Source organism: Citrifermentans bemidjiense Bem (genome assembly GCF_000020725.1).
Taxonomy (GTDB): Bacteria; Desulfobacterota; Desulfuromonadia; order Geobacterales; family Geobacteraceae; genus Geomonas; species Geomonas bemidjiensis.
The window spans coordinates 577,140-591,838 of sequence record NC_011146.1; the positions used below are offsets into that span (position 1 = coordinate 577,140).

13 protein-coding genes, 1 tRNA gene and 1 other RNA gene are annotated in these 14,699 nt (G+C 63.0%); all 15 read left to right on the forward strand.

Annotated features, from left to right (window positions below; all coding sequences use genetic code 11):
- Positions 1–49 precede the first annotated feature (49 nt).
- The 15 genes from GBEM_RS02350 to murD all read left to right on the forward strand — a co-directional run bounded on the left by GBEM_RS02350 (position 50) and on the right by murD (position 14,683).
- Positions 50–1,180 carry a THUMP domain-containing class I SAM-dependent RNA methyltransferase gene (locus tag GBEM_RS02350; RefSeq protein WP_012528913.1) on the forward strand — a complete coding sequence of 377 codons (1,131 nt, stop codon included), beginning with the start codon at positions 50–52 and terminating at the stop codon, positions 1,178–1,180.
- A 76-nt stretch (positions 1,181–1,256) separates the two neighbouring features.
- Positions 1,257–1,333, forward strand: a tRNA-Ile gene (locus tag GBEM_RS02355).
- A gap of 119 nt (positions 1,334–1,452) precedes the next feature.
- Positions 1,453–2,571 carry a Nif3-like dinuclear metal center hexameric protein gene (locus GBEM_RS02360; protein ID WP_012528914.1) on the forward strand — a complete coding sequence of 373 codons (1,119 nt, stop codon included), beginning with the start codon at positions 1,453–1,455 and terminating at the stop codon, positions 2,569–2,571.
- Positions 2,572–2,617: 46 nt separating this feature from the next.
- A complete protein-coding gene (locus tag GBEM_RS02365; RefSeq protein ID WP_012528915.1) occupies positions 2,618–3,334 on the forward strand; it encodes a zinc ribbon domain-containing protein in 717 nt (238 codons plus the stop codon).
- A gap of 154 nt (positions 3,335–3,488) precedes the next feature.
- Positions 3,489–3,911: RNase P RNA component class A (gene rnpB / locus GBEM_RS20525), an RNA gene on the forward strand.
- 188 nt (positions 3,912–4,099) lie between these two features.
- Entirely contained in the window at positions 4,100–4,636 is a 537-nt protein-coding gene (locus GBEM_RS02370) for a hypothetical protein (RefSeq protein WP_012528916.1), read from the forward strand.
- A 16-nt stretch (positions 4,637–4,652) separates the two neighbouring features.
- Positions 4,653–4,994 (forward strand): hypothetical protein, encoded by a 342-nt coding sequence (locus GBEM_RS02375; RefSeq protein WP_012528917.1) that lies wholly within the window; start codon positions 4,653–4,655, stop codon positions 4,992–4,994.
- 280 nt (positions 4,995–5,274) lie between these two features.
- Positions 5,275–5,757 carry a division/cell wall cluster transcriptional repressor MraZ gene (gene mraZ, locus GBEM_RS02380; protein WP_012528918.1) on the forward strand — a complete coding sequence of 161 codons (483 nt, stop codon included), beginning with the start codon at positions 5,275–5,277 and terminating at the stop codon, positions 5,755–5,757.
- Positions 5,758–6,696 (forward strand): 16S rRNA (cytosine(1402)-N(4))-methyltransferase RsmH, encoded by a 939-nt coding sequence (gene rsmH, locus GBEM_RS02385; protein ID WP_012528919.1) that lies wholly within the window; start codon positions 5,758–5,760, stop codon positions 6,694–6,696.
- A gap of 12 nt (positions 6,697–6,708) precedes the next feature.
- Positions 6,709–7,044, forward strand: a complete 336-nt coding sequence (ftsL, locus tag GBEM_RS02390) for a cell division protein FtsL (protein WP_012528920.1) — start codon at positions 6,709–6,711, stop codon at positions 7,042–7,044.
- The gene (locus GBEM_RS02395) at positions 7,041–9,023 is read left to right on the forward strand and encodes a penicillin-binding protein (RefSeq protein ID WP_012528921.1); all 1,983 of its coding nucleotides are present in this window, start codon (positions 7,041–7,043) and stop codon (positions 9,021–9,023) included. The genes ftsL and GBEM_RS02395 overlap by 4 nt, the downstream gene beginning before the upstream one ends.
- A gap of 13 nt (positions 9,024–9,036) precedes the next feature.
- Positions 9,037–10,554 (forward strand): UDP-N-acetylmuramoyl-L-alanyl-D-glutamate--2,6-diaminopimelate ligase, encoded by a 1,518-nt coding sequence (locus GBEM_RS02400; protein ID WP_012528922.1) that lies wholly within the window; start codon positions 9,037–9,039, stop codon positions 10,552–10,554.
- Positions 10,555–10,677: 123 nt separating this feature from the next.
- On the forward strand, positions 10,678–12,087 hold the full coding sequence (locus GBEM_RS02405; RefSeq protein ID WP_012528923.1) for a UDP-N-acetylmuramoyl-tripeptide--D-alanyl-D-alanine ligase: 1,410 nt from the start codon (positions 10,678–10,680) through the stop codon (positions 12,085–12,087).
- Positions 12,087–13,163, forward strand: coding sequence for a phospho-N-acetylmuramoyl-pentapeptide-transferase (gene mraY, locus GBEM_RS02410; protein WP_012528924.1), 1,077 nt, complete (start codon positions 12,087–12,089; stop codon positions 13,161–13,163). Before GBEM_RS02405 ends, mraY begins: the two co-directional genes overlap by 1 nt.
- A 161-nt stretch (positions 13,164–13,324) precedes the next feature.
- Positions 13,325–14,683: a UDP-N-acetylmuramoyl-L-alanine--D-glutamate ligase gene (murD, locus tag GBEM_RS02415; protein WP_012528925.1), complete on the forward strand. Its 1,359-nt coding sequence runs from the start codon at positions 13,325–13,327 to the stop codon at positions 14,681–14,683.
- Positions 14,684–14,699: the final 16 nt, after the last annotated feature.

Here is a 14,699-nt window from a genome sequence, read left to right on the forward strand (position 1 = left end):
AGGGCAGTGTTGCCTCCGTTGCAGAAATGGCAGCATTCGAGGAGTTCAGATGGATCAGGAGCGTTTTTTCGCCACCACTGCAAAAGGGGTGGAAGAGGTTCTCGCTGCCGAGTTGACGCGGCTGGGTGCAAGCGACGTGGCGGTCGACAGCGGCGGGGTCCGTTTCGGCGGGGGGATGGAAGCGGTCTACCGCGCCAACCTCTGGCTCAGGAGCGCGAGCCGCGTGCTGATGCCTCTGGGGGAGTTCCCTTGCGAGACGCCGGAGCAGCTCTACCAGGGGGTGCGGGGGCTGTCTTGGGTCAACTATTTGACGCCGGCCATGACGCTTGCGGTCGACTGCAGCCTGAGGGATTCGGCGCTCACCCATTCCGGATTCGTGGCGCTGAAGGCGAAAGACGCCATCGTGGACGTTTTGCGGGACCATTTCGGCAGCCGCCCCAATGTCGACACCAAGGACCCTGACCTGCGGGTGAACCTGCGGCTGTTCCGCAACCGCTGCACGGTGAGTCTCGACTGCTCAGGTACGCCGCTGGACCGGCGCGGCTACCGCTTGGACCGGCACGAGGCACCGCTCAAGGAGAACCTGGCCGCAGCCCTGGTCGAGCTTTCCGGGTGGGACGCAACCACGCCGCTCATCGACCCCATGTGCGGCACCGGCACCATCGTCATCGAAGCGGCCATGAAGGCGCTGCGCATCCCCCCCGGCCTGTCGCGCCAGGGGTTCGGCTTCCAGCGCTGGAGAGGGTTCGACCGCGCGCTCTGGGAGCGCGTCGTCTCCGAGGCGCGCAGCGGCATGCTCACCTCTCTTCCCGCTCCGGTGCAGGGGACGGACATCTCGCATTCCGCCGTGGGGATGGCCGCCCAAAACGCCAAACGTGCCGGCGTCCTGGAGCAGATCTCCCTGGGGCGGCAGCAGCTCTCCGAACTCGCCCCTCCGCCGGGGCCGGGCGTCATCATCATGAATCCCCCCTACGGCAAGAGGCTGGGGGAGGAAGAAGCGCTCCGGCCGCTCTACAAGGAGATCGGCGACGTGCTGAAAAAGCGCTGCAAGGGGTATACGGCCTACCTCTTCACCGGCAATCTCGAACTTGCCAAGGGGGTGGGGTTGAAGGCAACCAGGCGCATAGTGCTCTACAACGGGCCGATCGAGTGCAGGCTGCTCAAGTACGAGATGTATTAGGAAAAGCGGCGGTGATCATTATAAATTGAGGCTTGACACGTTAATCCTTTTACTATATGTTGAAATTTCGCTTTTCGGGCCTATAGCTCAGTTGGTTAGAGCTACCGGCTCATAACCGGTCGGTCCCAGGTTCGAGTCCTGGTGGGCCCACCACCTTACAATTAGGATGATGTAGGGATGCCCTTAAAGCACCTGGTCAGACGAAAAAATACACCTAAAGTGGGGAGAAAGAGTGCACACCAAGCGGTTGCACTCTTTTTCTTTTGTGCGCGATGATTACTCCTAGAGTTTCAGATATATCCGGAATCACTGGCAAAATTGCCCCAACCCACCTCGCCGAGTCCTGGGACAACGTGGGGCTGCAGCTTGGGGATCCCTCCAGCCAGGTCTCGCGGATCATGGTCGCCCTGGATCCCGGCCGCCCCGCCGTCGAGGCCGCGGTCGAGATCGGCTGCCAGCTTCTGATAACGCACCACCCCTTCATCTTCACCCCGCTTAAAAAGATCTCCACCGCGGATGAAACCGGCCGCCTCGCCATACTCGCCCTGAAAAACGACCTCTCTATCATCTCGCTGCATACCAACTTCGACATAGCCCCCGGTGGCGTAAACGATCTCCTGGCCGGGCTGCTCGGCATCCAGGGGGCGCAGCCGCTCAGGATCACCGGCGGCGACGAGTACGTGAAGATGGTCCTTTTCGCGCCGTCCGGCTGCGAGGAGAAGCTTTTAGGAGCGCTTTCCCCCTTCATGCCTCACATCGGCAACTACCGCGACTGCTCCTACCAGGGTGAGGGGACCGGGAGGTTCACCCCGCTTCCGGGGGCGCGCCCGTTCGTTGGGGAGGTTGGGGCGAGCCATGCCGAGCCCGAGAGCCGGCTGGAGATCCTGCTGGTCAAGGAACGCATCGCCGCCGCGGTCGCGGCCCTTAAGGGCGCGCATCCTTACGAGGAGCCGGCCTACGATCTTTACCCGGTGCTGAACCGGGGGGAGGCGTACGGGCTCGGTAGAATCGGGAAGCTGGCGGAACCGGTCACTGCCGGCGCCTATGCGCTGCAGGTCAAGGAGCGGCTGGCGGCGACCGGGGTGCGGCTGGTGGGCGACCCGGCTCGGCAGGTGAAGAAGGTGGCACTTTGCGGCGGCTCCGGCGCGTCGCTCATCCACGAGGCGCAGCGCAAGGGGGCCGATCTTTTGGTCACCGCGGATGTGAAGTACCACGAGGCGCGCGAGGCTGAAGCGCTGGGGCTGGCGCTGCTTGACGCCGGGCATTTCTCGACCGAGTACCCCATGGTTCAGGGGTTGGCCGGGCAGCTCAGAGCCGCACTGCAGGCAAAGCGGTTCGAGGCAGAGGTTTTGGAGTACCAAGGAGAGCGCGAACCTTTCAGTTTCTGGTAGGTCGCGCTCTTTGTGCACATAAAACAGGAAGTTGGGGAGGCGGATTTTGCGTAACAGTCTGAAGTCGTTATACGAATTGCAGGAAATCGACCTGAGGATCGACGGTCTGGACAGCGAGAAAGAGCAGCTTCTGAACGAAGCCCAGGCACTCGAGGCGAAGCTTGCCGACGCGCGCGAGAAGATCGCGGCTAGGCGCGAGGAGGCGCGTACCCTGGAAGAGGAGAAGGGGGCGCTGGAGGCGAATCTGCAGGCCGAGGGCGAGAACATCGCCAGGTCCGAGGCACACCTCAAGGAGATCAAGACCCAGAAGGAGTACCAGGCGGTCTCCAAGGAGATCTCCACCGCGAAGAAGCTGATCGCCGAGCTGGAAGACCAGATCCTGCAGAAGATAAACGCGATCGAGGAAGTCAACGCCGACGTGACCAAGAAGGAGGCGGATCTCTCCGAGCTCGAGGGTAACGTTGCCGCTCAAAAAGGGGAAGTCGAGGCCAAGGTGCAGAGCCTCGATTCCGGCATCGCGCAGGACGCCGCCACCCGCGAGCAGACCGTCAAAGGGCTTCCCGCTTCCGTGATGAAGCGCTACAGCAGGCTGCGCGACCAGCGCCGCGGCGTGGCCGTCGTCGAGGCGAGAGAAGGGAACTGCATGGGGTGCAACATGCACCTGCCGCCGCAGCTCTACAACACCCTGTTCCGCGCCGACGACGTGATCACCTGCCCGCACTGCCAGCGGATCCTGATCATGAAGCAGGAAGTGCAGGACTGAGAAGCCGTTCAACGTTCAAGGTTCAAGGTTCGGTGATCCTGGCTGCGCTGTTCGTCAGTGCAGGTACGGCCCCCGTAGCTGTAGAGGCGGCCGGAGAGGAAAGCAGAGTGGAACGTTGAACATTGAACGTTGAACCGATTTTAAGGTTTTGGCCGAAGCAGACCAGATGGCCGCCGTCCACCGTAGCCTTTGGCGAAGGTGGAGGGAGGAAAGTCCGGGCTCCACAGGGCATGGTGCTGGATAACGTCCAGCGAGGGTAACCTCAGGGAAAGTGCCACAGAGAGAAGTCCGCCCCCCACACCCTGGCGACAGGGTCCGCCGAAGCCTCGGCGAAGGCGGAAGGGGGGTAAGGGTGAAAGGGTGAGGTAAGAGCTCACCGGGTTCGGCGGCGACGCCGGATGCCAGGTAAACCCCACCAGGAGCAAGACCAAATAGGGAAGCGTTAAGGACGGCCCGTCCGTGCTTCCGGGTTGGTTGCTTGAGGGCGTCGGTAACGGCGCTCCTAGATGAATGACCATCGCCCGTCTCCGGGTAACCGGCTGCGGGAACAGAACCCGGCTTACGGGCTGCTTCGGCCAATTTTTTCAAAACCGGTTCTACGTTCTATCTTCTACGTTCGTCCAGCTCTTCTCTCCGGCCATCTTTCCGGTGACGGAGCCGTAGCTATGTTGACGATCAAGGAAACCAAGCCTCGCGAACATTGAACGTTGAACGTTGAACCCTTCAGGCGACAGCCTGAAGGGCTTTTTTTAAGGGTAGGTGCCGATGAAGTGGGAGAGGGAATGGGGCAAGGCCGTATCCGCGGTGAACGCGGGTTTCCTCGCCCTGCCGCAGGAAAAGGCGCACCGGCTGCATGAGCTCTCCCGCGCCATGGTCGCGCTCAAGGAAAGGATGCAGCACCTGGTGGCGCAGGTCGACGCCGCGGAACTTTGCGCCGGTTGTGGCGGGGCCTGCTGCGTCTGCGGCAAGTACCATTTCGCCGCGGTGGATCTCCTGGTCTACCTGGCGACGCAAGAGCCGCTTTTCACGCCCCGCTTCGACAACGGTCTCTGTCCTTACCTGGGGGAGCCGAACTGCCTGGTGCCGGCTGGCTACCGCCCTTTCAACTGCATCACATTCAATTGCGAGCTGATCGAGGACCGGTTGGCGCATAGCGAGGTCTCCCGCTTCTACCTGATGGAGCGCGAGTTGAGGGAACTCTACGCCGAGATCCGCTCGTTGTTCCCCTGCGGGGCAATGGACGGCTCCCTGCTGAGGGATGCCGCCCCGTCCCCCATACTCCGCACCACTACCGCTTTCTGACCGGAGGAAACAACTGATGTCTACCGTAAACGACCTGGTGCTGGTCCACATCGACAACAAACCTTCTTTTTACGCGAGGATCGAGGACATTTCCCCGGACGTGAAGCAGGGATGGTGGAAGGTGCAGCTTCTCGTACTCACCGTGCCCCTGCAGGTCTACACCTGGATCCTGGACGAGAGCCAGGTGAACGGTTCCCCCTTCACCATGGCCGGCACCCCGATCATGCTGGAAAAAGTGGTCTCGCCGGAACCGCCCCCCAGACCGCTCGCCTCGGTCGGCAAGGAAGGCAAGGGCGCAGGCAAGGATACTCCCCGCAAAGGGGGAAACGTCGTCTCCCTCTTCGACAGGAAAAAGTGACGCAAAAGAACTCAGCCATTCCCGGCGGAGGGTTCCCCCCTCCGCCTCCCTCTCCGACTGTCTCCTCAACCACCCGAACTTCCAATTAGAAGAGCGACGCACCCCGTTCTGCCACTTCTTGCCACTTCCCCGCTGCAGTGCCGTTAAATCCCCGTAAAACCTCCAAAAAATTCCCTATTTGGCGCTAATTTTGCCTTGACAACATGTATCCCCTACCGTATAGTTCGTGCACGAAAGTGGTATGTTGTGGTATAAAGTGGCAACCGGTGCCGGGGAAAACATGTTCAGAGGGAAATTCGATACTACGATCGACGCCAAGGGGCGCACCAGCATCCCCGCGAAATTTCGCGAGGTTTTGCTGGACACCTTTGGAGACGAGCGTTTTTTCCTCACCAAATCCAGCCCGGTGCGGCTGGACGGGGACGAGGTCTGCTATGGCCTGGTGATCTACCCCTACCACGAGTTCCTGGCGCTCGAAGAGAAGCTGAAGGACGGCACGGCCCTGGGGCTCACCGTCAACCAGCTTGCCGCGGTACGGCGCACCGTACTGGTCCCCGCCGTCGAGTGCGTGGCGGACAAGCTGGGGCGCGTGCTGGTTCCCAACGACCTGAGAAAAACGGCGCAGCTGGAGCGCGAGATTCATTTCGTCGGCATGCAGAACAAGGTCGACATCTACAGCCAGTCGGTCTGGGCCAGGGTCTGCGAGCAGGATGAGCAAAACTTCCCGGTGGATTCCGCGGCGCTTGCGGGACTCGGCCTCTAGATGGAAGACTTCCACCACATATCGGTACTGCCGGACGAGGTGCTGCAGGCGCTCTCCCCGAGATCGGGGGGGGTATACGTGGACGGCACCTTGGGAGGCGCCGGGCACGCGGGGCTCATACTCACCGCCAGCGCCCCGGACGGCCAGCTGATCGGATTCGACCGGGACGAGGAAGCCATAGCCGTGGCACGTGAGCGGCTCCAGGTTTTCGGCGGCCGGGTCCGGATCATCCACCGCAATTTTGCCGGCATCGCTCAGGCTCTGGCGGAGATAGGTGTGGACGGGATCGACGGCTTCGTACTGGACCTTGGGGTGTCGAGCCACCAGCTGGACCGCGACGAGCGGGGCTTCAGCTTCATGCACGACGCGCCGCTCGACATGCGCATGGACAGAAGCTCCGGCCAGAGCGCGGCGGACCTGGTGAACACCCTCCCCGAGGGTGAGCTTTACCGGATCATCTCCGAGTACGGCGAGGAGCGCTGGGCCAAGCGGGTCGCCTCTTTCATAGTGAAGGCCAGGGACGAGCGTCCCATCGAGACCACGCTTCAGTTGGTGGACGTGATCAAGGGGTCGATACCGAAGGCAAAGTGGGAGGAGCGGCTTCATCCTGCCACCCGGACCTTCCAGGCCTTGAGGATCGCGGTAAACGAGGAGTTGAAGAGCCTAGAAGAAGGGCTTGAGGGGCTGCTCTCCCTGCTGAAGCAGGGGGGACGCGGCGCGGTGATCTCCTTTCACTCGCTGGAAGACCGTATCGTGAAGGAGGGCTTTCGCGCGGCGGCCACCGGTTGCACCTGCCCCAAGGAACTCCCCATCTGCATCTGCGGACGGGTTCCGAGGTTCAAGCTGGTGACCAGGAAGCCGATAACCGCAGGCGAGGCCGAAGTGGCAGCTAATCCGCGCTCCAGGAGCGCGAAGCTGCGGGTAGTGGAGAAGATTTAGAGAGGTAGCATCATGTCGCAAAGCAAGGTTGCCTACGGCAAGGTCGCCGCACCGGCAAGACCGGGCGCGGTCCCCAGGGAGAGCTGGATCAGCTTTCCCTATCTCACGGGAGTGATGGTGCTCCTGACGCTGGTCTCGATCTTTCACGTCTGGTCCCGGGTCGAGTTGATCGACATGAACCTGAAGATCGGGGAGGCGTCCAGGCAGTTGAAGGAACAGCAGCAGGAAAACAAGCGCCTTCGGGTCGAGGTGGCTTCGCTCAAGGCGCCGGCCCGGATCGAGGCGCTGGCCAAGGGTGAACTTGGCATGGCGCTCCCCTCCGATCAGCAGGTGGTCCTGGTCAAGTGATCGAGAAAAAGGAGAAATGGGCCAGAGTCCGGATGCGTTTCGTGGCCCTCTTGTTCGTGGTCGTCTTCGTGGCTACCACGGGTCGCGCCTTTTACCTCCAGGTGCTCAACAACGACCGGCTGGTGAAGCTCGCGGAAAAACAGCACCAAAGGATCGTGGCGCTCACGCCTGCCCGCGGCGCCATCTACGACAGAACCAACGCCCCGTTCGCCGTCTCGATAGAGATGGATTCCTGCTACGCCGAGACGCGCAACATGGAAAACATCCCGCAGGAGGCGGCGCAGCTGGCGCCCCTTTTGGGTTACGGCGCGCAGGAGCTCGAGTCGAAGCTCAAGGGAGCCAAGAACTTCGTGTGGCTCGCGCGGCGCATCCCGCCGGAGCAGGCCGGGAAGGTGAAGGCGCTTGGGCTTGAGGGAGTCGGCTTCGTCAAGGAAAGCAAACGCTTCTACCCGAATTCCCAGGTGGCGGCCCATGTGGTGGGCTTTACCGGTGTCGATCCCGGCGGCCTGGAGGGGGTGGAGAAGAAGTACGACGCCACCATCCTCGGCAACACGGGATTCCTGGTCACCGAGCGCGACGCCCTCGGGCGCGACATAGCACTCAAGAAGGGGAGCGAGGGCAAAAGCGGTTCCAAGGGAAACAACGTCGTCCTCACCCTGGATAAGAACGTTCAGTACATAGCGGAAAAGGAGCTGACCAACGCGGTGGTGAAAAACGGCGCCAAGGCCGGCATCGCCATCGTGATGGAGCCCGACACCGGGCGGGTTTTGGCCATGGCCAACTACCCTTCCTTCAACCCGAACAGCTTTGCCGAGTACGGGCAGGCGGCGCTTAGAAACCGCGCCATCGCCGACAGCTTCGAGCCCGGCTCCACCTTCAAGATCTTCCTGGTAGCTTCCGCACTCGAGGCGGGGGTGATCAGGCCCGGCGACATGTTCAACTGCGAAAACGGCAGCTACAGCGTGTACGGCAGGACCATTCACGATACGCACAAATACGGGGCGCTCAGCGTGCCCCAGATCCTCAAGTACTCCAGCAACATCGGCGCCGCCAAGATCGGCAGCCGGCTGGGGCCCGAAAGGCTCTACGCGGCCCTTACCGGCTTCGGTTTCGGCGAAAAGAGCAGCATCGATCTTCCGGGGGAGGCCTCCGGGATGTTGCGGCCGCAGTCCAAGTGGTACGGCATCGACCTCGCCACCATCTCGTTCGGCCAGGGGGTGACGGCTACCGCGCTGCAGATCACCAACGCGGTGTCGGCTGTCGCCAACGGCGGCAACCTGATGAAGCCGTACCTGGTGGATAGGATCGTCGACGACAACGGCGTGGTGCTGCAGCAGTTCGCACCCCAGGTGAAAAGGCGCATCATCTCGCCGGAGACGGCGAAGACGGTGGCCCGCATGCTGGAGGGGGTCGTGGTGGAAGGGGGGACCGGCACCGGGGCCGCGGTCGAAGGTTACCGCGTCGCGGGGAAAACCGGGACCGCCCAGAAGGTCGAGGGGCACGGCTACTCGGCCAGCAAGCGCACCGCCTCCTTTGTCGGTTTCGTTCCCCTGGACAAGCCGCGGCTCGCCATAATGGTCGTGGTGGACGAGCCGACCACGAGCTCCTACGGCGGGGTGGTAGCGGCCCCGGCCTTCAGCGCCATAGCGCAGCAGACCCTCTGCTACCTGAACGTGGCACCGGACAAGAACGTCGTTGCCAAGAAGAAAAGCGGTGCCGCACCCGAGAAAAGCGCGCCCAAACCGGAGCCGGTGGCCGAGGGAGGGAGCGTCGAAGGGGGGAGCGTGGAAGGGACGGCGGCCGGTGCCATGCCGAACTTCCGGGGAATGAGCATGCGGCAGGTGCTCAAGGTGATGGAAAAGCGCGGTCTCAACGTCAAGCTGCAGGGAAGCGGCAGGGCGGTCGAGCAGAACCCGGCCCCCGGGAGCCGCATCACCACGCAGGATCAGGTCTGGGTCAAGTTCGTCCCTTCGGCCTGACAATGGGGGTAGCATGAAACTCGCACAACTTCTGAATTGCCTCGCCTCGCCCGAGCTCTCCGGAGACGCCGGTATCGAGATAGAGTCGCTTTGCTACGACTCGCGAAAGGTGGCGCCCGGAGCCCTCTTCTTCGCCCTGCGCGGAGTGAAGAGCGACGGGACCGAATTCGTTGAAGCCGCTGTAAAGGGGGGGGCGGTCGCAATCGTTGCGGACCGCCCCTGCGCTTGTCCCGGGGTAACGGTGGTCGTGGTCCCGGACCCAAGGCTCGCCATGAGCCTCATGGCAGCGGCCTTCTACGGCACCCCGACCCGCGGCATCCCGGTGGTAGGGATCACCGGGACCAACGGCAAGACCACCACCACCTATCTCGTCGAGGGGATCATGGAGCAGGCGGGAGTGCCGGCAGCTGTCCTCGGCACCATCAGCTACCGCTTCGGAGAGACCAACATCCCCGCCCCCAACACCACCCCCGAATCGGTCGACCTGCAAGCCATCCTGAGGGAACTGGTGGACCACGGCGCGCGCGGCGCGGTGATGGAGGTATCCTCCCACGCCCTGGAACAGCACCGCGTCGACGGCTGCCTCTTCGACGTCGCCCTCTTCTCCAACCTGACCCGCGACCACCTCGATTACCACCTCGACATGGAGTCCTACTTCAAGAGCAAGCTGAGGCTCTTCACCGATCTTCTGGCGCCTACCGCGGAAAAGCCGCTCAGGCGCGCGGTGGTGAACCTGGACGACCCCTTCGGCCCTCGCATCGCGGAAAAGGCAGCCGCGCCGGTATTGACCTACTCCATGACCGGGAAGGCCGACATCAGCGTGGCCGAGGCCGAATTCTCGGTCGACGGCATCCGCTGCCGCCTCAACACCCCGGTAGGGGAGATCTCCCTTGCCTCAGAGCTTTTGGGGCGCTTCAACCTCTACAACATCCTCTCCGCGGTAGGGGCGGGTCTTGCCCTTGGCTACTCGAAGGAGGCGATCCGCGCCGGCATCGAGGGGCACAAGCGGGTTCCCGGCCGCCTGGAGCGGGTGGAAACGGAAGAAGGGATCACCGTCCTCGTCGACTACGCCCATACCGGGGACGCCCTGGAGAACGTCCTTTCCACCGTCTCCGAACTGAAGACGGACCGGATCATCACCATCTTCGGCTGCGGCGGCGATCGCGACAAAGGGAAACGCCCGGTGATGGGGGAGATAGCCGCCCGCTACAGCGACCTTGCCGTCATCACCTCGGACAACCCCCGCACCGAGGACCCGCAGGCGATCCTGGAGGATGTCCGCGCCGGGATCCTGCCGCTCGGCCTGCGCGAGTACGGCCTGGAGGAACTCGCCGCAGGGTTCCACGAGAAGGGGTTCGCCACCATCGAGTCGCGCCGTGCCGCCATCCGGGCCGCGCTTTTGGCCGCGCACCCCGGAGACATCGTGCTTCTGGCCGGCAAGGGGCACGAGGACTACCAGATCGTCGGGACCGAGAAGTTCCACTTCGACGACAGGGAAGAGGCTGCGGCCGCGCTGAAACTAAGAGGTTAGTAATTGGGGAAAATTAGGTTCCCTTTTCCGCGTTTTTGCGGCACATTACGTGGTTTCGGTCCTGGACCGGGGCAAGTAAACAGGGCGCGTCGCGCGCCGGGAACAAAGGAAACCTAACTGAAAATGGCGATGTTCACGCTTAACGAAATAGCCGAGGCAACCGGCGGCAGGGTGATCGGGGAGGCGGCAGGCGAGGCCTCCGCGGTGAGCACCGACTCGCGCCAGGTAGCCCCGGGAGAGCTTTTCGTGGCACTGAGGGGCGAGCGCTTCGACGGCCACGACTTCATAATTCCGGCGGTCTCTAAAGGGGTAACCATCTTCCTGGCCGAGGAGAGCTGGGCGGCAAAACACGAACTCCCGAAGGGGGCCGGCGCCGTGCTGGTGCCGGACACGCTGCGCGCCCTGGGGGATCTGGCCGCCTACCACCGCCGCCGCTTCAACCTGAAGACGGTCTGCGTCACCGGCAGCAACGGCAAGACCACGACCAAGGAGATGCTGGCGCGGATACTGGCCCAGACTGGGCCCGGGCTCAAGACCGAGGGGAACCTCAACAACCTGATCGGTTTGCCGCTCACCATCTTCAGGCTCACCGGCCGCGAGCGCTGGGCCGTCTTCGAGATCGGGATGAGCGAGTTCGGCGAGATCGACCGCCTGGCGGAGATAGCTGAGCCCCAGGTAGGCATCATCACCAACGCCTTTCCGGCGCACCTGGAGACCCTGGGGAGCGTGGAAGGGGTGGCGCGGGCCAAGGGAGAGCTTTTCCTGCGCCTTAAGCCAGGTTCCGTCGCCGTCTACAACGTGGACGACCCGCTGGTCTCCACCTGCCCGACCCACCTGAACGTGACCCGGCTCACCTTTGGCCTCAGGGGGGCCGAGGTCTCCTCCGCCTCCATCCAGAGCCTCGGCAAGAGGGGGGAGAGCTTCACCCTCAGGCTTCCGGACGGCGAACAGCAGGTGACCCTGTCGGCCTACGGCAGGCACAACATCTACAACGCGCTCGCCGCAGCCGCTGCAGCGCACGCGCTCGGCGTACCGGGCGACCTGATCCGCCAGGGGCTGGAGGAGTTCTCCCCCTACGACAAGCGCTTCCAGCTGGAGGAAGTGGCGGGGGTGACCCTGATCGACGACAGCTACAACGCGAACCCGGCCTCCATGGCGGCGGCGCTCACCACCTTGAAGGAGCTTCAAGGGGAGGGGCGTTTGGTAGCGGTTTTAGGCGACATGCTGGAGCTTGGGCTTGGCACCGAAGAGGCGCACCGCGAACTGGGGAAACTTGCCGCAGGGAACGTCGACCGGCTCTACCTTTTGGGGAAACTGGTCGAGGAAACCGCCAAGGGGGCGCTGGAAGCGGGGCTTCCCGCAGCCGACCTGGTGCTGGGTCGGGACCATGACCAGCTGGCCCAGGAGCTTCTCTCCTTCGTACAGCCGGGGGACTGCATTCTTTTCAAGGGATCTAGAGGCATGAAAATGGACAAGGTGGCGCAATTGGTACGGCAGGGACTGGCATCCGCCGCAAAAGGGGGGAATGACTGATGCTTTACCATCTCCTTTACCCGCTCGCCTCTGATTACAAGCTCTTCAACGTATTCAAATACCTGACCTTCCGCTCCATCTACGCCATGATCACGGCCCTGCTGCTCGCCTTCATCGTGGGCCCGTGGGTGGTCAGGAAACTGGAGGCGCTACAGGCGCGCCAGGTGATCCGGACCGACGGTCCCGAATCGCACCTGAAAAAGCAGGGAACCCCGACCATGGGCGGGGTGCTGATCCTGGTCTGCATCGTGCTGCCGACGCTCTTATGGGCCGACCTGAAGAACGTCTTCATCTGGCTCACCCTGCTCATCATCGTGGGGTACGGCGTCCTCGGCTTCGTGGACGACTATAAGAAGGTGGTCGAGAAGAACCCGAAGGGGCTCTCCCCGCGCCAGAAGATGTTCTGGCAGATGCTCTTGGCCGCAGGCGTCGGTATCTTCCTCTTCTACCTCCCCGGTTTCTCGACGGAACTCTACCTGCCGTTCTTCAAGAGGGTGCATCCCGAGTTGGGCATCCTCTTCATCCCGTTTGTAATGCTGGTGATCGTCGGTGCCAGTAACGCCGTGAACCTGACCGACGGTCTCGACGGCCTCGCCATAGGTCCCGTGGCGATCAACGCCGCCACCTATCTCCTCTTCTGCTACATAGCGGGTAACGCCAAGCTTTCCGGGTACCTGCAGATCCCCTACGTGCCGGGGGCGGGGGAGCTTGCCGTTCTTTGCGGCGCCATGGTTGGGGCGGGGCTCGGCTTCCTCTGGTACAACTCTTATCCGGCCGAGGTCTTCATGGGCGACGTCGGCTCCTTGTCGCTCGGCGGCGCGCTCGGGACGCTCGCGGTCCTGACCAAGCAGGAAATCCTTCTGGTGATAGTGGGCGGCGTCTTCGTTGTGGAGGCGCTTTCGGTCATTTTCCAGGTCGGCTCCTACAAGTACCGCGGCAAGAGGATCTTCCGGATGGCGCCGATCCACCATCACTTCGAACTGAAAGGGGTGGCGGAGCCGAAGATCATCGTGCGCTTCTGGATCATCACCATCATCCTGGCGCTGGTGGCCATTTCCACCCTGAAGATGCGCTAGCGTACGCAGTAACAGTCCCCCCTCCCCTTGCGGGAGGGGGTTAGGGGGTGGGGGCAGGCACCACGACCGGCGCCCATGGCAGCTTCACCCACCCCCCGGCCCCCTCCCGTCAAGGGAGGGGGGGATAGCCGGGCGGCAGATCGATAACAAAAGGGTCCATCATGGAATTAAAGGACAAGAAAATACTGGTGGTGGGACTGGCGAAGACCGGCGTGGCGGTGACCCGCTTCCTGGCGCAAGCCGGTGCCTTCGTCACCGTTACCGACATGCGGGAGGAGGAGGCGCTCTCCGACGTTCTGGCCGAGCTCTCCGACCTGGATATTACCTACGAACTCGGGCGCCACGTCCCCTACAGCTTCCTTATGGCGGATCTGATCGTGGTCTCACCCGGCGTCCCCATGGACATAAAGCCGCTGGAGATGGCCCGCTCGCAGAAGCGGCGCGTGGTGAGCGAGGTGGAACTCGCCTCCTGGTTCATCAAGGCCCCCATGGTCGCCATCACCGGGACCAACGGCAAGACCACGACGACGACCCTTACCGGCGAGATCTTCAAGGCCTGCGGCTTCGAGACCTTCGTGGGGGGGAACATCGGCAATCCCCTGATCGAGCTGGCCGAAAGCGGCCAGGAGGTATCAAGGGTGGTGGTGGAACTCTCCTCCTTCCAGCTGGAAGGGGTGGAAAGCTTCCGGCCGGACGTGGCGGTGCTTTTGAACATCACCGAGGACCACCTGGACCGCTACCACAGCTTCCAGGAGTACATCGACGCGAAGCTCCGCATCTTCGAGAACCAGACCGCGGACGACTTCGCCGTCCTCAACATCGACGACCCGCTGGTCGCTGCCTGCGCCTCCAAGCTCAAGGCGCAGCTCTTCCCCATGAGCCGCCTGCACGAGCTGGAAGAAGGGATCAGCTACCGCGACGGCTTCATCACCTTCTCCCACAAGGGGAAAGTGCTCCGCTTCGGCACCGAGGGGTTCAAGCTGAAGGGGGTGCACAACCTGGACAACATCATGGCGAGCCTTGCCTCCACCCTCCTCATGCGCTGCGACGGCGACTGCGCCTACGAGGCGGTGAAGAACTTCAAGGGGCTGCCGCACCGGATGGAACTGGTGGAAGAGATCGACGGCGTCGCCTACTACGAGGACAGCAAAGGGACCAACGTCGGGAGCGTGGTGAAGTCGCTGGAGAGCTTCGACTCCGGCATCACCCTCATCGCCGGCGGCAAGGACAAGGGAGGCTCCTATGAGCCCCTGGCCCCCCTGGTCGAGAGCCGAGTGAGCCACCTGGTGCTGATCGGCGAGGCGAAGGCACGCATGAACGAGGCGCTAGGCTCCTTGACCGATACCCATCTCGCCGAAACCCTCGAGGAGGCGGTGGAGATCTCGCGCAGGCTGACCAAGCCGGGCGGGGTGGTGCTTTTCTCGCCGGCCTGCTCCAGCTTCGACATGTTCAAGAACTACGAGGAGCGCGCCCAGCGCTTCAAGGCCGCGGTGCGCGCCGGCAAGAAGGGGGAGGCGTGAGGAAACTGGAGGGGTA

Excerpts from the sequence above, each read along its gene's own strand:
- GBEM_RS02350 (WP_012528913.1), top strand. The coding sequence starts at position 50 with ATGGATCAGGAGCGTTTTTTCGCCACCACTGCAAAAGGGGTGGAAGAG.
- mraY (WP_012528924.1), top strand. The coding sequence starts at position 12,087 with ATGCTTTACCATCTCCTTTACCCGCTCGCCTCTGATTACAAGCTCTTC.
- GBEM_RS02405 (WP_012528923.1), top strand. The coding sequence starts at position 10,678 with ATGGCGATGTTCACGCTTAACGAAATAGCCGAGGCAACCGGCGGCAGG.
- ftsL (WP_012528920.1), top strand. The coding sequence starts at position 6,709 with ATGTCGCAAAGCAAGGTTGCCTACGGCAAGGTCGCCGCACCGGCAAGA.
- GBEM_RS02360 (WP_012528914.1), top strand. The coding sequence starts at position 1,453 with ATGATTACTCCTAGAGTTTCAGATATATCCGGAATCACTGGCAAAATT.
- mraZ (WP_012528918.1), top strand. The coding sequence starts at position 5,275 with ATGTTCAGAGGGAAATTCGATACTACGATCGACGCCAAGGGGCGCACC.
- murD (WP_012528925.1), top strand. The coding sequence starts at position 13,325 with ATGGAATTAAAGGACAAGAAAATACTGGTGGTGGGACTGGCGAAGACC.
- GBEM_RS02400 (WP_012528922.1), top strand. The coding sequence starts at position 9,037 with ATGAAACTCGCACAACTTCTGAATTGCCTCGCCTCGCCCGAGCTCTCC.
- GBEM_RS02375 (WP_012528917.1), top strand. The coding sequence starts at position 4,653 with ATGTCTACCGTAAACGACCTGGTGCTGGTCCACATCGACAACAAACCT.
- GBEM_RS02370 (WP_012528916.1), top strand. The coding sequence starts at position 4,100 with ATGAAGTGGGAGAGGGAATGGGGCAAGGCCGTATCCGCGGTGAACGCG.
- rsmH (WP_012528919.1), top strand. The coding sequence starts at position 5,758 with ATGGAAGACTTCCACCACATATCGGTACTGCCGGACGAGGTGCTGCAG.